This window comes from Neisseria sp. (assembly GCF_041804105.1).
Lineage (GTDB): Bacteria > Pseudomonadota > Gammaproteobacteria > Burkholderiales > Neisseriaceae > Neisseria.
The window spans coordinates 1-20,114 of the sequence record NZ_JBHCJY010000025.1 but is presented as its reverse complement, the minus strand read 5'-3'; the positions used below and the strand labels follow the sequence as shown (position 1 = coordinate 20,114).

General features: G+C 53.2%; 16 protein-coding genes and 1 pseudogene. 11 read left to right on the top strand and 6 right to left on the bottom strand.

Features of this window, described 5'->3' with window-relative positions; genetic code table 11:
• Positions 1–2 precede the first annotated feature (2 nt).
• From ACEYDX_RS02675 to ACEYDX_RS02635, 9 genes are all read left to right on the top strand, one after another.
• Positions 3–797: an ABC transporter permease gene (locus ACEYDX_RS02675; protein ID WP_373740495.1), complete on the top strand. Its 795-nt coding sequence runs from the start codon at positions 3–5 to the stop codon at positions 795–797.
• Complete coding sequence (locus tag ACEYDX_RS02670; RefSeq protein ID WP_373740494.1) at positions 794–1,444, top strand: ABC transporter ATP-binding protein; 651 nt, start codon at positions 794–796, stop codon at positions 1,442–1,444. Before ACEYDX_RS02675 ends, ACEYDX_RS02670 begins: the two co-directional genes overlap by 4 nt.
• The gene (locus ACEYDX_RS02665; protein ID WP_373740493.1) at positions 1,445–3,325 is read left to right on the top strand and encodes a glycosyltransferase; all 1,881 of its coding nucleotides are present in this window, start codon (positions 1,445–1,447) and stop codon (positions 3,323–3,325) included.
• Entirely contained in the window at positions 3,322–3,645 is a 324-nt protein-coding gene (locus ACEYDX_RS02660) for a hypothetical protein (protein WP_373740492.1), read from the top strand. The genes ACEYDX_RS02665 and ACEYDX_RS02660 overlap by 4 nt, the downstream gene beginning before the upstream one ends.
• Before the next feature lie 18 nt (positions 3,646–3,663).
• Positions 3,664–6,108, top strand: coding sequence for a glycosyltransferase family 4 protein (locus ACEYDX_RS02655; RefSeq protein ID WP_373740491.1), 2,445 nt, complete (start codon positions 3,664–3,666; stop codon positions 6,106–6,108).
• 24 nt (positions 6,109–6,132) lie between these two features.
• On the top strand, positions 6,133–7,167 hold the full coding sequence (gmd, locus tag ACEYDX_RS02650) for a GDP-mannose 4,6-dehydratase (RefSeq protein ID WP_373740490.1): 1,035 nt from the start codon (positions 6,133–6,135) through the stop codon (positions 7,165–7,167).
• Positions 7,167–8,048, top strand: coding sequence for a GDP-mannose 4,6-dehydratase (locus ACEYDX_RS02645; protein ID WP_373740489.1), 882 nt, complete (start codon positions 7,167–7,169; stop codon positions 8,046–8,048). Before gmd ends, ACEYDX_RS02645 begins: the two co-directional genes overlap by 1 nt.
• The gene (locus ACEYDX_RS02640) at positions 8,045–9,151 is read left to right on the top strand and encodes a glycosyltransferase family 4 protein (RefSeq protein ID WP_373740488.1); all 1,107 of its coding nucleotides are present in this window, start codon (positions 8,045–8,047) and stop codon (positions 9,149–9,151) included. Before ACEYDX_RS02645 ends, ACEYDX_RS02640 begins: the two co-directional genes overlap by 4 nt.
• A 138-nt stretch (positions 9,152–9,289) precedes the next feature.
• Positions 9,290–10,705: a hypothetical protein gene (locus ACEYDX_RS02635; RefSeq protein WP_373740487.1), complete on the top strand. Its 1,416-nt coding sequence runs from the start codon at positions 9,290–9,292 to the stop codon at positions 10,703–10,705.
• A gap of 310 nt (positions 10,706–11,015) precedes the next feature.
• On the opposite strand, the gene aspS is transcribed toward ACEYDX_RS02635, so the two are convergent.
• From aspS to rpsT, 4 genes are all read right to left on the bottom strand, one after another.
• Positions 11,016–12,824, bottom strand: coding sequence for an aspartate--tRNA ligase (aspS, locus tag ACEYDX_RS02630; RefSeq protein WP_373740486.1), 1,809 nt, complete (start codon positions 12,822–12,824; stop codon positions 11,016–11,018).
• 101 nt (positions 12,825–12,925) lie between these two features.
• Positions 12,926–13,579, bottom strand: coding sequence for a DUF502 domain-containing protein (locus ACEYDX_RS02625; protein WP_373740531.1), 654 nt, complete (start codon positions 13,577–13,579; stop codon positions 12,926–12,928).
• Positions 13,580–13,768: 189 nt separating this feature from the next.
• Positions 13,769–14,914 carry a phospholipase A gene (locus tag ACEYDX_RS02620; RefSeq protein WP_373740485.1) on the bottom strand — a complete coding sequence of 382 codons (1,146 nt, stop codon included), beginning with the start codon at positions 14,912–14,914 and terminating at the stop codon, positions 13,769–13,771.
• Between the two features lie 173 nt (positions 14,915–15,087).
• Complete coding sequence (gene rpsT, locus ACEYDX_RS02615; protein ID WP_373740484.1) at positions 15,088–15,351, bottom strand: 30S ribosomal protein S20; 264 nt, start codon at positions 15,349–15,351, stop codon at positions 15,088–15,090.
• Between the two features lie 314 nt (positions 15,352–15,665).
• Here rpsT and ACEYDX_RS02610 point away from each other — a divergent pair, with 314 nt between their 5' ends.
• Positions 15,666–16,808: an extracellular solute-binding protein gene (locus tag ACEYDX_RS02610; protein ID WP_373740483.1), complete on the top strand. Its 1,143-nt coding sequence runs from the start codon at positions 15,666–15,668 to the stop codon at positions 16,806–16,808.
• 382 nt (positions 16,809–17,190) lie between these two features.
• On the opposite strand, the gene ACEYDX_RS02605 is transcribed toward ACEYDX_RS02610, so the two are convergent.
• Both ACEYDX_RS02605 and nhaC read right to left on the bottom strand, forming a co-directional pair.
• Complete coding sequence (locus ACEYDX_RS02605; RefSeq protein ID WP_373740482.1) at positions 17,191–17,997, bottom strand: glycosyltransferase family 2 protein; 807 nt, start codon at positions 17,995–17,997, stop codon at positions 17,191–17,193.
• A 255-nt stretch (positions 17,998–18,252) separates the two neighbouring features.
• The gene (nhaC, locus tag ACEYDX_RS02600; RefSeq protein ID WP_373740481.1) at positions 18,253–19,629 is read right to left on the bottom strand and encodes a Na+/H+ antiporter NhaC; all 1,377 of its coding nucleotides are present in this window, start codon (positions 19,627–19,629) and stop codon (positions 18,253–18,255) included.
• A gap of 332 nt (positions 19,630–19,961) precedes the next feature.
• On the opposite strand from nhaC, the pseudogene ACEYDX_RS02595 reads away from it, so the two are divergent.
• Positions 19,962–20,114: pseudogene (locus ACEYDX_RS02595) on the top strand (acetyltransferase); the annotation flags it as partial.

Here is a 20,114-nt window from a genome sequence, read left to right as displayed (position 1 = left end):
CCATGCAGAGCCATTCGTTTCTAACCAGCCTGGGCATACAGCGCAGAGTGCTCGGTGCCCTGCTGATGCGGGAAATCCTGACTCGCTACGGCAGGCACAACCTTGGATTTCTCTGGCTGTTTTTAGAGCCCGTGCTGTTTACCCTCGGCATCATCGTTTTATGGTCGCTGACCAAAGGGCATGTAGGCGGGTTCGGCGATGTTTCCATCATCGCATTTGCGCTGACGGGCTATTCCTACGTTTTAATGTGGCGCAACGTTGCCGCCAGATGCTCGAAAGCCATCGAACCGAACCTGTCTTTGATGTACCACCGCCAAGTCAAAATCATCGATTTGTTTTTTGCACGGATTATTTTGGAAATCGCCGGCATCACCATTTCGTTCATTGCACTGATGGCGGTTTTCACCGTAACAGGGCTGATTAAGCCGCCTCAGGATATTTTCCTGATGTTGTGCGCATGGCTGATGCTGTCGCTGTTTTCCGCAGGTTTGGGGATGGTCATCGGCGTGATTTCCGAAGCATCGGAAGTATTCGACAGAATTTGGCACACGCTCACCTACCTGTTTTTCCCTTTGTCCGGTGCGGCATATATGGTGGATTTCCTGCCGTCCTATCTGCAAAAAATGGCGCTTTACCTCCCGCCGCTGCACGCCGTGGAAATGTTGAGACACGGCTATTACGGCAACGCAATCCGCACCTACGAAGACCCTTCGTATTTAATCGTCGTATCGCTGTTTCTGATTTTGGCAGGACTGCTGGGCATACGCTGGCTGAAAGACAGGGTGCAACCGGAATGATTAAGATTGAAAACGTCAGCAAAGTCTATCCGATACAGGGCGGCAGACGCACCGTATTGGACAATATTTCCTTTGAAATGAAAGCCAGCGACAAAGTCGGCTTTTTAGGCAAAAACGGCGCGGGCAAATCCACCCTGATCCGTCTCATCGGCGGCGTGGAGCAGCCGACGGCAGGCAAAATCACCCGAACCGCCTCCGTCTCTTGGCCGCTAGCATTCGGCGGCGCGTTCCAAGGTTCGCTAACGGGCATGGACAACCTTCGCTTCATCGCCCGCATCTACAACGCCGACATCGACTATGTACGCGATTATGTGCAGGATTTCGCAGAGCTGGGCGGCTACCTTTACGAACCCGTACGCAAATACTCCGCAGGGATGCGCGCAAGGCTCGCTTTCGCACTTTCGATGGCGATTGAATTCGACTGTTTTCTGATTGACGAAGTGATTTCCGTCGGCGATGCCCGTTTCCAGGAAAAATGCAGGATAGAACTTTTTGAAAAACGCAACGACCGCGGCATCATCTTGGTTTCGCACGAAGTCCACAATATCCGCGAACGCTGCGATTCGGTCTGCGTACTGTCCGAAGGCCGTCTGAAACACTTTACCGACATCGAAGAAGGCTATGCCTTCTACAACGGCCAAACCTAGATGCTGAACCAGTTTTTCAACCACCCGTCGGCCTTCGTGCGAAGCATGCTGCTGAAACTGCATCCCCTTGAAACGGCACGGAATAAAGCCGCTGCAAATACCCGCAGTTTTTCAGACGGCCTCAAGGGAGAAAAACGCCAGCTGCTGATAGACGTTTCATTATTGGTAAAACACGACGCAGGAACAGGCATACAGCGTGTCGTCCGTTCATTGTGGGCGGAGCTGGAAAAACAGTTGGATGCTTCCGATACGATCGTCTTAAAGCCCGTGTACGCCGCAAAAAACCACGGCTACCGCTACATCGGCGAAGGCCGTCTGAAAAGCAAAAAAGAAGTTGCCGTAAAACAGGGAGACATATTTTTAGGATTGGATTTGGCACCGCGAATCGTTGCCGCCAATACCGGCGACCTGCTCCGCTGGAAACAGGCAGGCGTAAAAATCTGCTTTGTTTTGTACGACCTGCTGCCCATACAGAATCCGCAATGGTTTCCCGAAAAGTCAGCCGTTTATTTTCAAAAATGGCTGGAAACCGTCGCCGTTTACGCCGACCTGGTTCTACCGATTTCAAACACCGTGCGGCAGGAAATGCAGGCATGGCTTGCATCCCGGCTGTCGGCCGCAAAACAGCCCCGTATGCAGGTGCTGCCGCTGGCGGGAGATTTCAGCAAAACCAGCCACAGCACGGGCATTTCCGCATCGGAAGCACAGTTGGCCGAAATGCTGGAAAAACGGCAGTTTGTTTTATACGTCAGCACGCTGGAACCGCGCAAAGCCCATTCATGCCTGCTCGACGCAATGGAAGAAGTTTGGAAAACCCACCGAACCACATTGGTGCTGGTCGGCAAAAAAGGCTGGAAAACCGAGAAGTTGCAGCAGCGGATACTGAACCACCCGCAATACGGCCGGAAACTGTTTTGGCTGCAATGCGCCAGCGACGAAATGCTGGACGGACTCTACCGGAATTCAGACGGCATCATCATCCCGTCTTACGGCGAAGGCTACGGTTTGCCGCTGATTGAAGGTTTGACCTACCAAAAGAAAATACTGGCACGCGATTTGCCCGTGTTCCGTGAAATCGCAGACAGCGCCGCCCGATACTTTGATAACGATGCCCCCCGTCCTTTGGCAGACAAAATCATCCGATGGCTGCATGACACCCTGCCTGTCTCCAAGCATCCCGCCTTACCCGCTTGGCACAGCGTTGCACGCAGCCTTATCGGTTATACAGATTACACCCAATACACTTTACCGGAAAATAATATGTCGAAACATCAAACAGATACCATTCACAGCCTTTTACGGCAACAAAACGATTCAGCCTTTATCCGGCAAGCCTATTTGCTTTTTTTCGGGCGGGAACCCGATTCAGAGGGGGCAGCCCACTACGAAGACCTGCTGGAGCATGGCATCTCCTCCAAAAAAATCCTGCTCGACATGGCAGCCTCTCCCGAATTCCGTATGTCCCGACAAAACATACCCGGGCTGGCACAACTGAAAATCCGGTATTTCTTTGTCAGACTGTTCACATTCGGCCTGTGCGGGAAATACGCATCCAACCGTGAAATACTCTCACGCATCGCCGCCCGACAACGTGAATTGGAAAACACACTCCGCAAAACGGCATTGTCGGTTGATGCGGATTTGGCAGGATTGTCGTCGCAGGCCACTCATCTGCACAACCATCTTATCCGGTTGGAAGAACAAATACGGAACGTTCCAAGTTTCCCCAACGGCACTTTGCCAAAAATACAGGAGGTTCGGGCAGCCCTGCCTGAAGCGGCGGTTCAACCTTTAAAACACTCCCAAACAGCCAAAGGGCACGACTGTCTCAAAATCAGAACATTGGTCGAAAACCATAAAATCAGGAAAACCGCCAAATGAAAGAACAATATCTAGCACTTACCGAAATCGTCAACCGCAATCTGAAAACCCATAATTTGGACGAAATTATCTTTGAACGGTTTGAAGGGATGAGCTTTAACATATTCGCCTATCCGAAACAGATTCTGCTCGACATTCAAGACGATGAAACGTTTTTAAGAGAGGCATATTACAAAATATTGGACAGGGAAATAGACAAACCTGCTTTCAACAATCTGTCTTCACAATTAAAAGAGAAAAAGATCAATAAAGCACAAATTTTAGACATTCTCTATTCATCAAGGGAAAGAGCAATAAAAAAGACACAACTGGTCGGTTGATTACAAGGAAAACGAACAATGGCAACAGTTTATGTGGACATCAGCAACTATTACACAACCCGTGCCCATACGGGTATCCAACGGGTTGTAAGGGAATTTCTATCCAAAGCGGCAGACGATAAAAACTTGGCCGTCCAATGCATTTATTTTGATTTGGACAGCCATAAATTCGTACAAATTTCTCCGACTGAGTTGTCGGCATTTTTGGCCGACGTTAAAAACTATGTATTCAAAAACACGGCGAATCAGAAAAAAATCGAGGATTTTTGCAGCACCGATATTTTTTTGGATATGGACGGCGTTTGGAACAATCCGTTAAAACGCGATTATCTCTATAAAAAGCTGAAACAGAATCAGGTAAAAATCGTCAATTTCCTATACGACCTTGTACCGGTTGTAAAGTCTCAATTTTCGCACAGTAATACCACCCGGAATTTTGTTACCTACCTTTACGCCATTTACCAATATTCCGATTTGGTGCTGTTTGATTCACGCTCCGCCGAGCTGGACTTTCTCCAAGTCAAAGAGAAAATCGGCAATGGCCGCCCCATTCCCAGCAGAGTCATCAAATTGGGGGCGGACATATCCGTCGGCCAAAAGAAAAACAGTCCAAACAGCAAAGCAAAATCATCCAAAAACAAACAACGCTCTGCCGTGGAACAGCAAGCCCCTGCGGACAAAACGGTAACGGAACTCGTCAAAACACGCTATCTGCTGTTTGTCGGCACATTAGAACCGCGCAAAGACCAGCAACTTTTGCTCACCGCATTCGAGCAAATCGCACACAAACACCCCGATACCAATCTGGTATTCGTCGGCAAAGCAGGTTGGAACAATGACGAGTTTCTCCAATATCTGGGCAGTCATAAACTGTTGAACCAATCCGTTTTCTGGTTGCAGGGCTTGAGCGATAACGACCTGACTTTGCTGTACAAACACGCCCATATTTGTGTTTATTTGAGCAAATACGAAGGTTTCGGCCTGCCCATCGCGGAAAGTTTGGGCAACGGCAAGCTCACGATTGCGTCCAACAACAGCTCGATGTTTGAAGTAGGTAAAAACTGTGCCGACTATATAAGCTACAACTCGGTCAACGAATTGACGGACTTGCTGGATCTGTATTTGTCCAACAACCGGCTGTATTGGGAAAAACTGGCGTTTATCGAAAAAAACCACATTCATTACAGTTGGGACATGATGGCAAAAAGCACAATTTCCGTGCTGAAAAGCCTGACCCGTCCCAAATATCTGCCGATACAGGCGCCCGAAAAATTACAGTTTGTGTTTATCAGCATCGATGCCGACAAATGCGGACGGACCATTGCCAAAACCGACAAATATATTCCGTTTGTCAAAGAATACATCGTGGTAACCCGCCCCGATATGATGCCCCGTTTTCAGGAAATTCAAAGTCAATTTCCCATTCGCGTGATTGATGAAAACAAAATCTTGGGAAAATATGCGGAAGGTTTTGCCAAGCGCGACCATGTTTCCAAAAACTGGCTGTTACGCAGCAGTTTGCTGAACCTGAATAATTTGGATGACTGTTTTGTCATGCTGGATGACGATAATCAGCCATTCAAACCGATTCCGATGGAAAATTTCATTTTAGACGGCCGTTATAGTGCTTATTACTTCTATGATTTGCTGTCATGGAAAGAACGCATGACCGAATATGATGAAGGGCAACACAATATGAAAGTCGTTCTGGACAAGGATGGCTATGAATTATTGTCCTATTCATCGCACCGCCCGCAAATCATCGACAAACGTATCTGGCGTGAAGTAGTTGATAAGTATTTCGACATCGGACTGAACATGCCGATAGACGAGTGGAGCATGTATTTCAACTACGGGGTATCCAATTATCCCATGCTGTTTGATAAGAAAGTATTCGATACCCTGAATTGGCCGGGAAGTTATCAGAATTGGGAGTTGAAATATATTCCTCAACAATACAATTTCAACAACTACTATCCGGAAAACAACCCCGACGGCCAACCCATTGCCGATAACGAACTGGTTTCATCAAAAGAACCCATGTTCAATCTATACCGCAACAACCCGCAGCTGATAGAGAAAAACTTTCCCATCCAAAAAGAAAACAACATGGTGCACGGCGTTTTGCGTTTTCAGACGGCCAAAGGCAGCGTGTATCTATCAGGCATTCCCTACTATTTTGAGGCCAAGCAGGGAACATGGATTGATTTTCCGCTCAACCTGAAATGGCTTGGCGAAGCAGGCTGCAATGTGGAAATCGGCTATTTCATCAACGGCGGACGCGGGCATTTTGTTTCCGTTCCGAAGTTAGCCGCATTTGACGACCGAACGGCAGGCTTGAAAATTTCCTGCACATCGCTCAAAGCAGGACAGGACTATGATTTGTTGATAGATGTAAAAATAGACGGGAAACACGTTTACCAAACCGAATCCCCTTATCTCGTTAAATTATTTGTTTTCTAAATTCTCTTAAAAAAGGTTGATACCATGAAAAAAGCAATCGTAACAGGCATTACCGGTCAAGACGGCGCATATTTGGCAGAACTGCTGCTGAACAAGGGATACGAAGTGTACGGCACTTACCGCCGTACCAGCTCGGTCAACTTCTGGCGTATCGAGGAATTGGGCATCGAAAACCACCCCAACCTGCATTTGGTGGAATACGATCTGACCGATCAAGCCGCCAGCATCCATTTGGTTTCCCGCATCCAACCCGACGAAATCTACAATCTGGCCGCACAGAGTTTCGTGGGCGTTTCGTTTGAACAGCCTTTGGCCACCGCACACATTACCGGTTTGGGCGCGGCGCACCTGCTCGAAGCCATCCGCATCATCAATCCGAAAATCCGCTACTATCAGGCTTCCACTTCGGAAATGTTCGGTAAAGTACAGGCGATTCCGCAGGTGGAAAGCACGCCGTTTTATCCGCGCAGCCCCTATGGTGTGGCCAAGCTGTATGCCCACTGGCTGACGGTAAACTACCGCGAGTCTTACGATATTTTCGGTTCGAGCGGCATCCTGTTCAATCACGAATCGCCTCTGCGCGGCCGCGAGTTCGTTACCCGCAAAATTACCGACAGCGTGGCCAAAATCAAATTGGGCAAGTTGGATGTATTGGAACTGGGCAATTTGGACGCAAAACGCGACTGGGGTTTTGCCAAAGAGTATGTGGAAGGTATGTATCTGATGTTGCAGGCAGACGAACCCGATACATTCGTATTGGCAACCAACCGCACAGAAACCGTACGCGATTTCGTGCAACTGGCATTCAAAGCCGCCGATATTGATGTGGAATTCAAAGGCAGCGAAGAAAACGAAACCGCGGTGGACACCGCCACAGGCAAAACCGTGATGCGCATCAACCCGAAATTCTACCGCCCCGCCGAAGTGGACCTGCTCATCGGCAACCCTGCACACGCCAAGGAAAAACTGGGCTGGGAACCGAAAACCACTCTGGAAGAATTGTGCGACATGATGGTAAAAGCCGACCTGCGCCGCAATGAAGCAGGATTCTCGTTCTGATGGCCAAGGTTTTGATTACCGGATTGGACAGCTTCACCGGCTCGCATTTGGGCCGGTGGCTGTCTGATTCGGGCCATCAGGTATTCGGCACCAGCCTGAAATCGGGAGACGGCAAACGCCTGCTGCAATGCGACCTTGCCGAAGCAGGTGATTGCGAACGCGTTGTCCGTCAGGTTAAACCCGATTATGTGGTTCATTTGGCAGGAATTTCGTTTGTCGGCCACGAACACTTGGACGCGTTTTACCGCGTGAACGCCATCGGCACGGAATACCTGTTGCAGGCGTTGGCACAACACGCACCCGATATAAAAAAAGTGATACTGGCCAGCAGCGCCACCGTATATGGCAACCAAGGTCTGCCCGTATTGGACGAATCGCTCGCGCCTCAACCGGCCAACCATTACGGCATGAGCAAGCTGGCGATGGAATTTACCGCCGCAAACTTCTACGGCAAACTGCCGCTCATCATCACCCGCCCGTTCAACTACACTGGCGTAGGGCAGCCCGAACATTTCCTGATTCCGAAAATCGTCGCCCACTTCAAGCGCGGCGAAAAAACGGTGGAATTGGGCAATCTGCACGTTGCCCGCGAGTTTAACGACGTCCGGTTTGCCTGCGATGTGTACGCCAGACTGCTCGAATGCGGTTCAGACGGCCTGATTACCAATCTCTGTTCCGGCCATGCCGTGCGCTTGCTGGACATCGTTGCCCTGATGAACGAAATCGCAGGTTATGAAATCGAAGTCAAAGTGAATCCCGCCTTTGTACGCGCCAACGACATTCCCAGTCTGGTCGGTTCTCCCGAACGGCTGGAAAACACCATAGGCCGTCTGAAAACCTTTTCCATCCGCGACACCCTGCTGGAAATGTACCGAAATTGAAACTGATACTGGAAACTTCTTCCTTACTCCACCCGCTGACAGGCATCGGGCGTTACACCCACGAGCTTGCAGCGGGTTTGTCCGCCAAAAGCGGGTTGGAAATGAAATTCTGGGCACAGAACCGCCTGTTTGACGACCTGGAAACCGTCAAACGGCTCAAACCGCGCACCCGTTTTCCCTTGTGGTCGAAACCGTTCCGCGTCATCCGAAACAGGCTCGCACCCAAACGGTATGCACCGCAAATCGCACGCAGCATCTTCCACGGCCCCAACTTTTTCGTGCCGCCCGAAGCCGAGCGCGCCGTGATTACCGTACACGACCTTTCCATCCTGCGTTATCCCGAAACCCATCCCGCCGAACGCCTGCGCCAATTCGAGCTGAATCTCGAACGTTCCGTGCGGCAGGCCACAAAAATCCTGGCCGATTCCGAATTCGTACGCCAAGAAATCATCCATGAATTTTCCTGCCCGCCCGACCAAGTCCATACCGTGTACATGGGCGTGTCGCCGCAATTCAGCCCGCCGTCTGAAACCGATGCCCGACTGATGGCCGCCTATAATCTGAACGCCGACGGCTACACCCTTTGCGTCGCCACTTTGGAACCGCGCAAAAACATCGACAAGCTGCTCGCCGCCTACCAACGGCAGCCCGAAAGCCTGCGCCGCCGTTATCCCCTGATTCTCATCGGCGGCCACGGCTGGCTGGCCGACAGCCTGTTGGAAAAAATCGCCGCTGCCGAACAGCAGGGCTGGGTGCGCAAACTCGGCTACGTATCGGAAACCGACCTCATCGGACTTTACCGGCACGCCCGCCTGTTTGCCTATCCGTCCGCCTACGAAGGCTTCGGCCTGCCCGTATTGGAAAGCATGGCCTGCGGCGTACCCGTCATCACATCCGACCGCTCGTCGCTGCCCGAAGTCGGCGGCGATGCCGCTTTACCCGTCAACCCCGACGACACCGACCGATTCGCCGCCGCCCTGCGGCAGGGTTTGGAAGACAACCATTGGCGCACTACCGCCCGCGAACGGGGTCTGCTGCAAGCCGCACGGTTTTCATGGCAGAGATGCGTGGACGAAACCTACGCGGTATACAAGGCCGTCTGAAAACTTGCCCGTTTCTCAAAGGGATGCCAAACAATGTCGGGCTGAACATTCTGTCGGGAACAACCTGTTTCAGACTCATGCCTGCGAAAACAACGGATTAAGGCCGTCTGAAAAAAGTACGGCATTTGGGAGAATAAGTTGAAAATCTATGAAAACGAGTTTGTCGAAGTTTATTACCAATACCGCAACAGCGATTTAATCGTGATTTCGTTCAACGAAATGGGATTACGGCCGGGCCTGGGGGCTTGGGGACAGAGCGTCTTTGAAAAATCAGGCACATCCTATCTGGGATTCGTCAGCAAAACGCCAAACTGGTTTCCCACAGAAGGAATGCACGATGCGCTCGCTTGCTCCGACAAAATTCTGGCGGAAAACGGTTTCGGCCGAACCGTTACGTTCGGCCATTCGCAAGGCGGATATGCCGCCCTTAAATTTGCCCGAAGGTTGCAAGCCGATACCGTTTTGGCATTCTGTCCCCAATATTCCATCCGGCCTGAAGACATGGAAGGCAAAGACGGCAGATTCCGCCCATATTACAGACCCGACTTAACCCAACCGCCCGTCAACGGCAGCGATGCCGGTACAGACTGTTTCATCACAGTCTTTTACGACCCAAGCGACAAGTCGGACGCCATGAATGTGGCACACATCAAAAAGTCTCTGCCCCATATTCAGACGGCCAAAATATTCGGTACCGGACATCAAACCATCCGCGCATTCAGCGGAACGGAAAATTTCACCCGCCTGCTGTCCGCATCATTGGATAAAGACTTTCCCCGACTGCTCAGCCTCTCCCGCAGCATCAAGCGTTCGTGGAACAGCCGCCGCGTTTATCTGGCACGCAGCTTATTGCGTTCGCACCACCACAGAATCGGGCAACGGCTGCTGGAAACCTGCCTGAACCAGATCAACGCTGAAATCGGCATGGAAATTTTCCAATCCCTTGCCCGCAACCGTGCCGACGGTTTCATCTGGGAACACCTGAACAGTCTGACCCTCCCCCTACCGGCACCGCAGCAGATGTATTGCAAAAGCCTGCTGCTCAAAAACCTGATTGCGGCCGGACACAACCTGAAAGCCGCCGAATGGTTCATGCTCTGGCTGGCCGACAAACAGCTGCATGACACGGCTTTGATTGGCGGCGGCTATTTCAACGAATTCGAACCCGCCATCTCCCGACTGATCGACAGCCTGAACAATTCTCCCCAGCATCTCTACCTGATGGGATGGTTCAATCAGGAAAACTGGGGCAGATGGTCAAAATCAACCGATGCCTGTCTGGTTTTGAACAATACGGACGGTCGGGCACATACATTCAGATGCGGCATCAGAAAAATTGCGCCCGAACAGGAAATCACCGTACACAGGCTCGACGGCAACCGATGGATTGCGCATCCGCACACCCCGTCTGACCGCATGGAAATCACGGTGGAAGCGCAAAGCAGCACGGTACTTCGGATTTCGGCAAACCGGCTGTTTTCCCCCGCCGAACTGCACATCGGCAACGACGAAAGATTACTGGGCATCGGCATCGAAACCCCGGTGATGTTTTAAACACGGCCTATGGTTTTTGTTTCAATAAACCAATGGTTTGTCGTCAATCATCTTTCCGGCACAACTCATGCCGTTGGTACAGACAATGCCGAAAACCGGAAGGCCGTCTGAAAGCCTTGATTATGTTCAGCCGCTTTTCACGTTCCAAGCCGGACAGGTTTTACCGAACCGGCGAATATCACACCGTTGAACCGTTCGGATAAAAGGCCGTCTGAAAACAGAAAATCCGTAAACAATCCGCAACAATAAGGCCGTCTGAAATCATTTTCAGACGGCCTTTAATACATGTTTAATAAACCCTAACCGCGCATCAGCTTTCTTTGCTTTCCTGAGCTTTCGCACGCAGGCGCAGACTGAGTTCGCGCAGTTGTTTTTCATCCACAGCATTCGGTGCATTCGTCAGCAGACATTGCGCGCGCTGGGTTTTCGGGAACGCAATCACGTCCCGGATGGATTCCGCTCCGGTCATCAGCGTAACCAAACGGTCGAGACCGAAGGCCAAACCGCCGTGCGGGGGTGCGCCGAATTTGAGATTGTCGAGCAGGAAGCCGAATTTTTCCTGCTGCTCTTCCGGCGTGATTTTCAGCGCGGCGAACACTTTTTCCTGCACGTCGGCGCGGTGGATACGGATGGAACCGCCGCCGATTTCCCAACCGTTGAGCACCATGTCGTAGGCGCGGGCAAGGCAGGCCTCGGGGTTGGTTTCCATCAGGTCTTCATGGCCGGGTTTGGGCGAGGTAAACGGATGGTGCATGGCGGTGTAGCGGTCGGCCTCTTCGTCGTATTCGAACATCGGGAAATCGACCACCCACAACGGTTTCCACTCATCAACGAAATAGCCGTTTTCCGCACCGTGTTCCAAACCGAGCTTGATGCGCAGCGCGCCGATGGCTTCGTTCACAATCTTGGCTTTGTCCGCGCCGAAGAAAATCAGGTCGCCGTTTTGCGCTTCGGTTTTGGCGATGATTTCTTTCAGGGCGTTTTCAGACAGGAATTTGACGATGGGCGACTGCAAACCGCTGTCTTCGCCGTTGCTCAGGTTGGTTACGTCGTTGACTTTAATGTAGGCCAAGCCTTTCGCACCATAAATGCCGACAAATTTGGTGTATTCGTCGATGTCTTTGCGGCTCAGCTTCGCACCACCCGGCACGCGCAGGGCAACCACGCGACCACCTTTCATATCGGCTGCGCCGCGGAAGACTTTGAATTCTTCCGTTTTCATCAAGTCGGTCAGCTCGGTGAATTTCAGGCTGATGCGCATGTCGGGTTTGTCAGAACCGTAGTAGAACATGGCATCGGCAAACGGCATACGCGGGAAGTCGCCCAAATCCACGTCCAGTGCGTCTTTGAACACTTTTTTGGCCATCGCTTCGGTGATGTCCATGATTTCGTCTTCGTTCAGGAACGAAGTTTCCAAGTCGATTTGGGTAAATTCGGGCTGGCGGTCGGCACGCAAATCTTCGTCGCGGAAGCATTTTGTGATTTGGTAGTAGCGGTCGAAACCGGCCACCATCAAAAGCTGTTTGAAGAGTTGCGGCGATTGCGGCAGCGCGAAAAACTCACCCGGATGCACGCGGCTGGGCACGAGGTAGTCGCGCGCGCCCTCGGGAGTGGAACGGGTCAGCATCGGCGTTTCGATGTCGATAAAGCCCTGTTCGTCCAAAAAGCGGCGCACGCCCATCGCCACTTGGTAGCGCAGGCGCAGGTTGCGCTGCATCACAGGGCGGCGCAGGTCAATCACGCGGTTGGTCAGGCGCACGTTTTCGCTGAGGTTTTCGTCGTCGATTTGGAACGGCGGCGTGGCCGCGGCGTTCAACACTTCGATTTCTTTGGCGAGAATTTCGATTTTGCCCGAAATCATTTTGTCGTTGGTCGTACCTTCTGGGCGGTTGCGCACACGGCCGGTGATGCTCAAAACGTATTCGTTACGCGCGGAATCGGCCGTCTGAAAAGCCTCGGGGGTATCGGGGTCAATCACTACCTGAACGATGCCCTCGCGGTCGCGCAAGTCAATGAAAATCACCCCGCCGTGGTCGCGGCGGCGGTGTACCCAGCCTTTCACGGTAACGGTTTGGTCGAGATATTGTTCGCTGATTAAGCCGCAATAGTTGGTACGCATTGAATGCTTTTCCTTTTAAATCAAAATGCTAACTGGTATATCCAAATCTTATTCAGGCCATCTGAACAATCAGATGCCGTTTGTTTTGACGGTATTGCCGTTCAGACGGCCTTATTGTCGGGCAATGTCTTTACGGGCACATCGTCGGGGGCGACCATGCCCAGTGAAATCACATATTTCAAGGCTTCGTCGACAGTCATATCGACTTCGCGGATGTCGGTTTTTTTAACCATGATGTAGTAACCGCCGGTGGGGTTGGGCGTGGTGGGCACATACACGGAAATATATTCGTTGTCCTGCGGCAGCCCGACGGCCAACGCAGGCGGGATGTCGCCGGAGACAAAAGCCAGCGTCCAAATATCGGGCTGCGGAAACGGCACGAGCACGGGGGTTTTAAATGAACGGCTGCTGTCGGAAAGCAGCGATTCGCTCACTTTTTTCACGCTGGAGTAAATGGATTTGACTACGGGAATGCGGCCGAGCAGACTGTCCCACGCGGCGATGATGCGTTTGCCCAGCATATTGGCCCCGAACAGGCCGGTAACGAACAGCACCAATACAGCCACAATCACGCCCAAGCCGGGGATGTTGAAGCCGAGAAAATGTTTGGGCTGCCAATGGGCGGGCAGAAGGTTGATCAGTTGGTCGGACGCCGAAACGATGTAGGTAATTACCCAGATGGTTACGGCGATGGGCAGCCAAACCAAGATGCCCGTAATCAGATATTTTTTCAAAGCGGTTGCTGCCTTTTTTATGTTTGTGTTTGCGCGGACAGTTATTGCCGGTAATAGTTTTGCCCGAACGGCGCATTATACGCGTTCGGGCAGATGTAGGAAATACGGACAGGCCGTCTGAAAACGGAGCAACCCGCCGACAGGGGCTTAATATCGGTAGAAACATGCGGGAACGGGCTTATCCGGCATTTCAGACGGCTTTCGCTGTTTTTACAATCCGTCCCAATCATTCAGCTTCACACCGAAACCGATGCTGTTCTGCTTGTGGTTGTAATCCAACAGGTTTTCGCCGTAGCCGTGAAACGCCTGCACATAGCCTTTCATTTTCCCTTTGAGCGGGAACGAATAATCGGCCTTCACGCCGCCGCGCCCCGTTTTCGGGTTGTAGCGCATGGTGCCCGACACCACCTGCTTGTCGTTGAAGTTGTATTGCAGTTTCAAATCGCCGTAACCCATGTAGCGATTGATGTCGGGGTTGTCGTCGTCATCGTTTTTCTGGTCGAACGCGCGCATCCACACGCGCGGAATCACGGTCAGCCTGCCCCACTCCATACCGGCCATCGCATAAACCCTGTTCCACGAACGCGATTCGGGACGGGTGCGGCCGTTTGACTGGTGGACAAACCCCGCTCCGACCATGCGCAGTTTTCCGCCCAACGGCAGATTGGCTTTTACCGGCTGGGTAATGAAGATTTCGGGGGAATAATCGTTATTGCGGAACGGAGCGGATTTTTCACCCTGGCTCCAAAGCTGCCAGTTGGATTCCTGCGTATAGCCGAACCATACGTCGGAACGGGTTTTGAACAAATCTTCGAGCAGCTTGGTTTTGAAAGAAACCTGCATTTTCGCCTCCAAACGTTTTTGGCGTGCGGATGCCTCGGCATCGGATACGCCGCGCGTGGGCGACTGCGGGCGGTAATTGGGACTGGAGTTGTACCACGCGGGCATCAGGTACATCGGATTATGCTCGCGCACGGACAAAATACCGCGCTCGTCGTTCTGATCCAAATCGTAGAGCTTGCTCAACGGCGTATAGGCATCGGCCGCTTCCTTGATGGTCTGCTCGGATACGGCGGTTTGGTCGGGCTGTTCGAACACCACGGCAGCCTGTTTTTTCTCGATACTGGCCTTGGCCGAAGCCGCCAAATCGACAGGCTGCTTCGTTTTCGCCTTATCGACAGGGAGCTGCGGCGGATTCTGCGCGGGCAGCTGCGCCGCATACACCGTGTCGTAACAGGCCAAACGCTTGGCGTTGTCCTGAACCAGGGCGCACTGCAAAGCCTCCTGCCCTGCCGCATATGCGGCGGGAACGGAAGCGGCGGATAAGGCGGCGATAAGGCTGATCGGTTTCAACATAATGCGGTGTCCGTTTCGGTGAAGTCGGTTTTCAGACGGCCTTGGTTAGAGAAGCAAACCGTTTTAAGAGTTCTGCGGCTTTGTTTAAAAACGCATAAACAAATGCCCCTGAAAACCGTAGGTAACACAGTCTCGTCAGGGGCATTACAGCTTGCTGCAAAAGGCGGTGCGGATTAGGCCAACGCTTTGATTTTCGCAGACAGGCGGCTTTTGTGGCGGGCTGCTTTGTTTTTGTGGAACACGCCTTTGTCGGCGATGCGGTCGATGATTTTTACCGACTCGGCGTAAACGGCCTGAGCTGCGGCTTTATCGCCTGCTTCCACTGCTTTCAGCACTTTCTTGACGGCAGTGCGGAAAGCGGTACGCAGACTGGCGTTGTGGGCACGGTTTTTAACCGCTTGGCGGGCACGTTTGCGGGCTTGTGCGCTGTTTGCCATAATGGGAACTCCTGATAAAAAGTAACTTTGTAAACGCGCAATTTTAAAGGCTAAGATGCACATATGCAAGTGTTTTCGGTAAAAACCGCCCGAGGCCGTCTGAAAACCGTTCCCGAAGCCGCACATATATTTTCAGACGGCCCCTCTGTGGCAAGCCCCCCGTTGCGCAACCCTTATCGCTTTGATTTTTATTGCCCATTCCTTTACAATGCCCCTGCCGCGCCGGGGTGTTGGAACCCGTCTGCAAGACCCAAGGTTCCCGGGGCGCGGAATTTCCCGTTATGTTAAACCCTTTCATCAGGAAACCGACCCGTATGAAAAAATCCGTATTGGCCGTATTGGCCGCATTATCTCTGGCAGCCTGCAGCGGTCAGAGCGGTCAGGCCGACAACAAGGCCGATGCCGGCAAACCCGCAGCCGGCGCAGATGTTCCCGCCACCGATACCCTGAACATCTACAACTGGTCCAACTACGTCGACGAAAGCACCGTCGAAGACTTCAAAAAAGCCAACAATCTGAAGCTCACCTACGACCTTTACGAAAACAACGAAACGCTCGAAGCCAAAATGCTGACCGGCAAATCGGGCTACGACATCGTAGTGCCCGGCATCGCCTTCCTGCCGCGCCAGATCGCCGCGGGCGCGTATCAGAAAGTCAACAAGACGCTGATTCCCAACTACAAAAACATCGATCCCGAACTGTTGAAAATGATGGCGACGGCTGACCCGGGCAACGAATACGCCGTACCCTATTTCTCGGGCGTAAACACGCTGGCCATTACCGCCAAAGGCAAGGAACTGCTGGGCGGCAAACTGCCCGAAAACGGCTGGGATTTGCTGTTCAAACCCGAATACACCAACAAGCTGAAATCCTGCGGCATCGCCCTGTGGGACACGCCGTCTGAAATGTTCCCCATCGTGCTGAACTACTTGGGCAAAGACCCCAAAGGCACCAACAACGACGACATCAAAGCCGCAGCCGACGTGTTGCAGAAAATCCGTCCCGACGTGAAACGCTTCAGCCCGTCGGTTATTGACGAGCTGGCGCGCGGTGATGTGTGTCTGGCGGCCGGCAACGGCGGCGACCTGAACATGGCCAAAGCCCGTTCGGAAGAAGTGAAAAACAACGTCGGCATCGAAGTGCTCACACCCAAAGGCATGGGTTTCTGGATTGAATCGTGGCTGATTCCGGCCGACGCGAAAAACGTCGCCAACGCCCACAAATACATCAACCACACCCTCGACCCCGAAGTGGCCGCGAAAAACGCCAAAGCCGTAACCTTCGCTCCGGCCAGTCTGCCCGCACGCGAGAAACTGCCGAAAGAACTGGTGGAAACCCGTTCCATCTTCCCGACTCAGGAAGACATGAAAAACGGCTTCGTGATGCCGCAGATGAGCGCGGACGCGAAGAAACTGACCGTCAACCTGTGGCAGAAAATCAAAGTCGGTTCGAACTGACCGGTTTTGATGCCGCAAAAGGCAGCAAAAGGCCGTCTGAATTTTTTTCAGACGGCCTTTGCTTTTTTGGCTGTGTGCGGATATTGGATTGATGGCATACAGGCAAGACGGATTTCATCAACTGCCGTCATGCCCGCGTAGGCGGGAATCCAGCCTTGAATTCAATAAGACTCTTTGATGCAATCGGTTATGGTCATTAACCATGGATTTCCGCCTGCACGGGCATGACGGCAATCAGACAACGGCTACGCACATTCATGAACAGAAACAGATGATTTAAACAAAATCATTCGAATATGGCTATCAAACCAAAACCACCAATGCAAAAAACGTTCAGGCCGTCTGAAAAGGTTTTCAGACGGCCTGAACGTTTTAACCGCATTTATCCGTATTCCGCCGTCAGTTCCGTGATGCCGGTTTGTCCGAATACCAAATTCGCTTTCACACCGGCCAGCGCGTTGCAGATTCTTTGGGTTACGGCCTCGGCTTCCAAACGGTGCGCTTCCGTGATGTGCGGGTCGCTGACACCGAACAGGCCGGCATCGAGCAGGCGTTCGGCGTGCATTCCGTCGCGGCAATAGTGGCGCACGCCTGAACTTTCGGGGGCAAACAGGGTGCCGACAACATTGGCGCGGGTAAAGGCGATGCCGAGCGCGCCGTCTTCGCCGCCGAACTGGCAGAACAGCTTGTCCTGCGGAAAACCTCCTGCGGCCAGCAGCAGGCTGCGGCGGAATACGGTGTTGCCGCCGACGGTCATTTCGAGCTGTCGCCAAACGGCGGGCAGGTTTTCATGCTGCGCATAACGTTCGGGCAGGCCGACGGCGGCCAGTTTCAGGCGCACAAGGCCGAGATAGGGATAATGCGACAAGGCCATATGGGCGGCATCGAGCGCGCCGTTTTCGTATTCGTCGTCGGCATCGAGAAAAGCGGTGAATTCCGCGCTGCTCTGCAGCAGCCCCCAATTGCGGGCGCGGGAAACGCCGCCGTTTTGCGGCAGGTATTCGCAACGGATTATGTCGGGAAATTCTGCTGCCAGCTCAGCCATCACGACCGCCGTGCCGTCGCTTGACGCATCGTCAATCAGCCACACGGTTTGCACGGGCTTTTGGCGGACGGCACTTTCCGCTGCGCGGCGTAAGGTGCCTTCGGCGTTGTAACAGGGAATGACGACATCGAGTGCGGGCTGCATGGCGGAACCTTTCGGAAGTGTTGTACAGCGGATAAACGGATGAAACAGTACGGCGGCTGGCTTACGCAAGCGGGAAGCCGTGTTTGGTTTGACGGTTAGCGGAATCACGCATGGCCTGTTTTTCCCGCAGACACCCGCCTGCCTAGGAATGGCGGCTTGGCAAAGCACTCTGCCGAACCCGTCAGGCCGTCTGAAAACCCGATTTCAGACGGCCTGCGTTTGTCTGGCGTATCTGTTTCAGACGGCCTTCAGCCCTTATTTCCTGCTCAACGTCAGTCCGGTGAACCCGAACAGCAACGTCAGCACCAGACAGAGCCAGCAGAAAAACGCATACGGCAGGTAAGTCCACACGGGCACGCCGAGCGCCTGACTGATAAACACGCCGCACACGCTCCACGGCACCAGCGGGTTGATGACCGTGCCCGCGTCTTCGAGCGTGCGCGACAGGTTGCGCTGGTGCAGGCCGAGCGTGTCGTAAACGGGCTTGAAGGTTTCGCCCGAGAGCAGGATGCTCAAATACTGTTCGCCGATTAAAACGTTCACGCCCACGGACGTGGCGGCCACGCTGAATGTGGCGCGTCCGGCGGTGGTCAGGAAGGATTTGGCCGCCGCCAGCAGCGCGGGAATCACGCCGAGCGTAAACAGCAGCCCGCCCAGGCTCATGCCGAGAATCACGATGGTTTGGGTGAAAAACATGCTTTCCAAACCGCCGCGCGACACCAGTTTGCCGACTTCGCCGAAATCGCCTTCGAGCTTGAAACCGCCGTAAAACCATTTGCCCAACTGAGCCAAATCGGGCGAACTGTGGAAATAGGTAACGCCCAGCGCGGCGGCCACGGTCAGCAGCATCGCCACAACCGCGTTTACCCGCATCAGCGCCAGCACCACCAGCAAGGCAAACGGCAGCAGCGAATAGCCGTGCACCAAGCCTGTGGCTTCAAGACGACTGCGGAACTCGGCCACATTCCCCAAACCGCCCGCCGACACATCGGGCAGCAGCCACAACATCAAAGCCGCGCTGATCAGCCATGCAGGGATGGTGGTGTACATCATGTTGCGGATGTGTTCGAACAGGTCGATGCCGACAATCGAAGCGGCGATGCCCGTGGTGTCCGACAGCGGCGACATTTTGTCGCCGAAAAACGCGCCCGACACCACCGCTCCGGCCGTCATCGCCGCATCCGCGCCGAACGCGTGCGCCATCCCCATAAAGGCCACGCCGACGGTGGCGCAGGTCGTCAGGCTGCTGCCGATGGCGATGCCGATGATGCTGCACAGGGCAAATGCGGAAAAATAGAAATATTCGGGCGACACCCAACCGAAACCGTAATACATCAGCGTAGGAATCGCCCCACCCATCATCAGCGCGCTCACCAGCAGGCCGATGAAGAAAAACAGGTAAACCGCCCCCATGCCCTGCCCCACCGCTCCGATCATGCCGTCCTGCATCCCCTTGTACGGCACACCGCGCAGCAGGCCGTAGCCCAGCAGCACGATAATGGCCGCAATAATCGACATATGCGGCAGCCAGCCGGTTTCGATGATGGTGTAGCCCATCCCCGCCACCAGCAGCGCGACCACCGCAAACGCTTCCCAGCGCGGTATGTCCAGCAATGATTTGAATCCGAACATGGTTGCTCCCTTTTGATTTGGCAGATAAAAACGCAAAACGGTATTCTAAAGGCTAAAGGCCGTCTGAAAAAGGTTTTTCAGACGGCCTGAACCGTAACAAAAAAAGCAGGTACGGTTAAGCGGCACGCCGTAACCGTGCGCCACGCATTTTTAATGCACGCATATTTTTCAGACGGCCTGCCGCAGCTCAAAGCCCGACGTACGGTTACGCGCATTGGGGCGCTAACCGTACCTACGCAGGCTGCGCGGGCTTACCCAAATAAATTCAGACGGCCTGAACCGTAACAAAAAAGTAGGTACGGTTAGGCGATACGCCGTAACCGTACGCCACGCTTTTTAATGCACACGACGGTACGGTGCTGCTGTCGGAAACCGAGTGCGCGGGCATGGCCGACCACATTGTGCTGCCCGTGAGCCATTCGGGCATGCTGTTCGACCGCCGCACGGCTGTTCAGACGGCCTGTTTTTTGGAAAACGGACGGTTT

Coding starts and splice junctions, on each gene's coding strand:
- gmd (WP_373740490.1), top strand. CDS start 6,133: ATGAAAAAAGCAATCGTAACAGGCATTACCGGTCAAGACGGCGCATAT.
- aspS (WP_373740486.1), bottom strand. CDS start 12,824: ATGCGTACCAACTATTGCGGCTTAATCAGCGAACAATATCTCGACCAA.
- ACEYDX_RS02670 (WP_373740494.1), top strand. CDS start 794: ATGATTAAGATTGAAAACGTCAGCAAAGTCTATCCGATACAGGGCGGC.
- ACEYDX_RS02645 (WP_373740489.1), top strand. CDS start 7,167: ATGGCCAAGGTTTTGATTACCGGATTGGACAGCTTCACCGGCTCGCAT.
- ACEYDX_RS02655 (WP_373740491.1), top strand. CDS start 3,664: ATGGCAACAGTTTATGTGGACATCAGCAACTATTACACAACCCGTGCC.
- ACEYDX_RS02620 (WP_373740485.1), bottom strand. CDS start 14,914: ATGTTGAAACCGATCAGCCTTATCGCCGCCTTATCCGCCGCTTCCGTT.
- ACEYDX_RS02665 (WP_373740493.1), top strand. CDS start 1,445: ATGCTGAACCAGTTTTTCAACCACCCGTCGGCCTTCGTGCGAAGCATG.
- nhaC (WP_373740481.1), bottom strand. CDS start 19,629: ATGTTCGGATTCAAATCATTGCTGGACATACCGCGCTGGGAAGCGTTT.
- ACEYDX_RS02605 (WP_373740482.1), bottom strand. CDS start 17,997: ATGCAGCCCGCACTCGATGTCGTCATTCCCTGTTACAACGCCGAAGGC.
- rpsT (WP_373740484.1), bottom strand. CDS start 15,351: ATGGCAAACAGCGCACAAGCCCGCAAACGTGCCCGCCAAGCGGTTAAA.
- ACEYDX_RS02660 (WP_373740492.1), top strand. CDS start 3,322: ATGAAAGAACAATATCTAGCACTTACCGAAATCGTCAACCGCAATCTG.
- ACEYDX_RS02675 (WP_373740495.1), top strand. CDS start 3: ATGCAGAGCCATTCGTTTCTAACCAGCCTGGGCATACAGCGCAGAGTG.
- ACEYDX_RS02610 (WP_373740483.1), top strand. CDS start 15,666: ATGAAAAAATCCGTATTGGCCGTATTGGCCGCATTATCTCTGGCAGCC.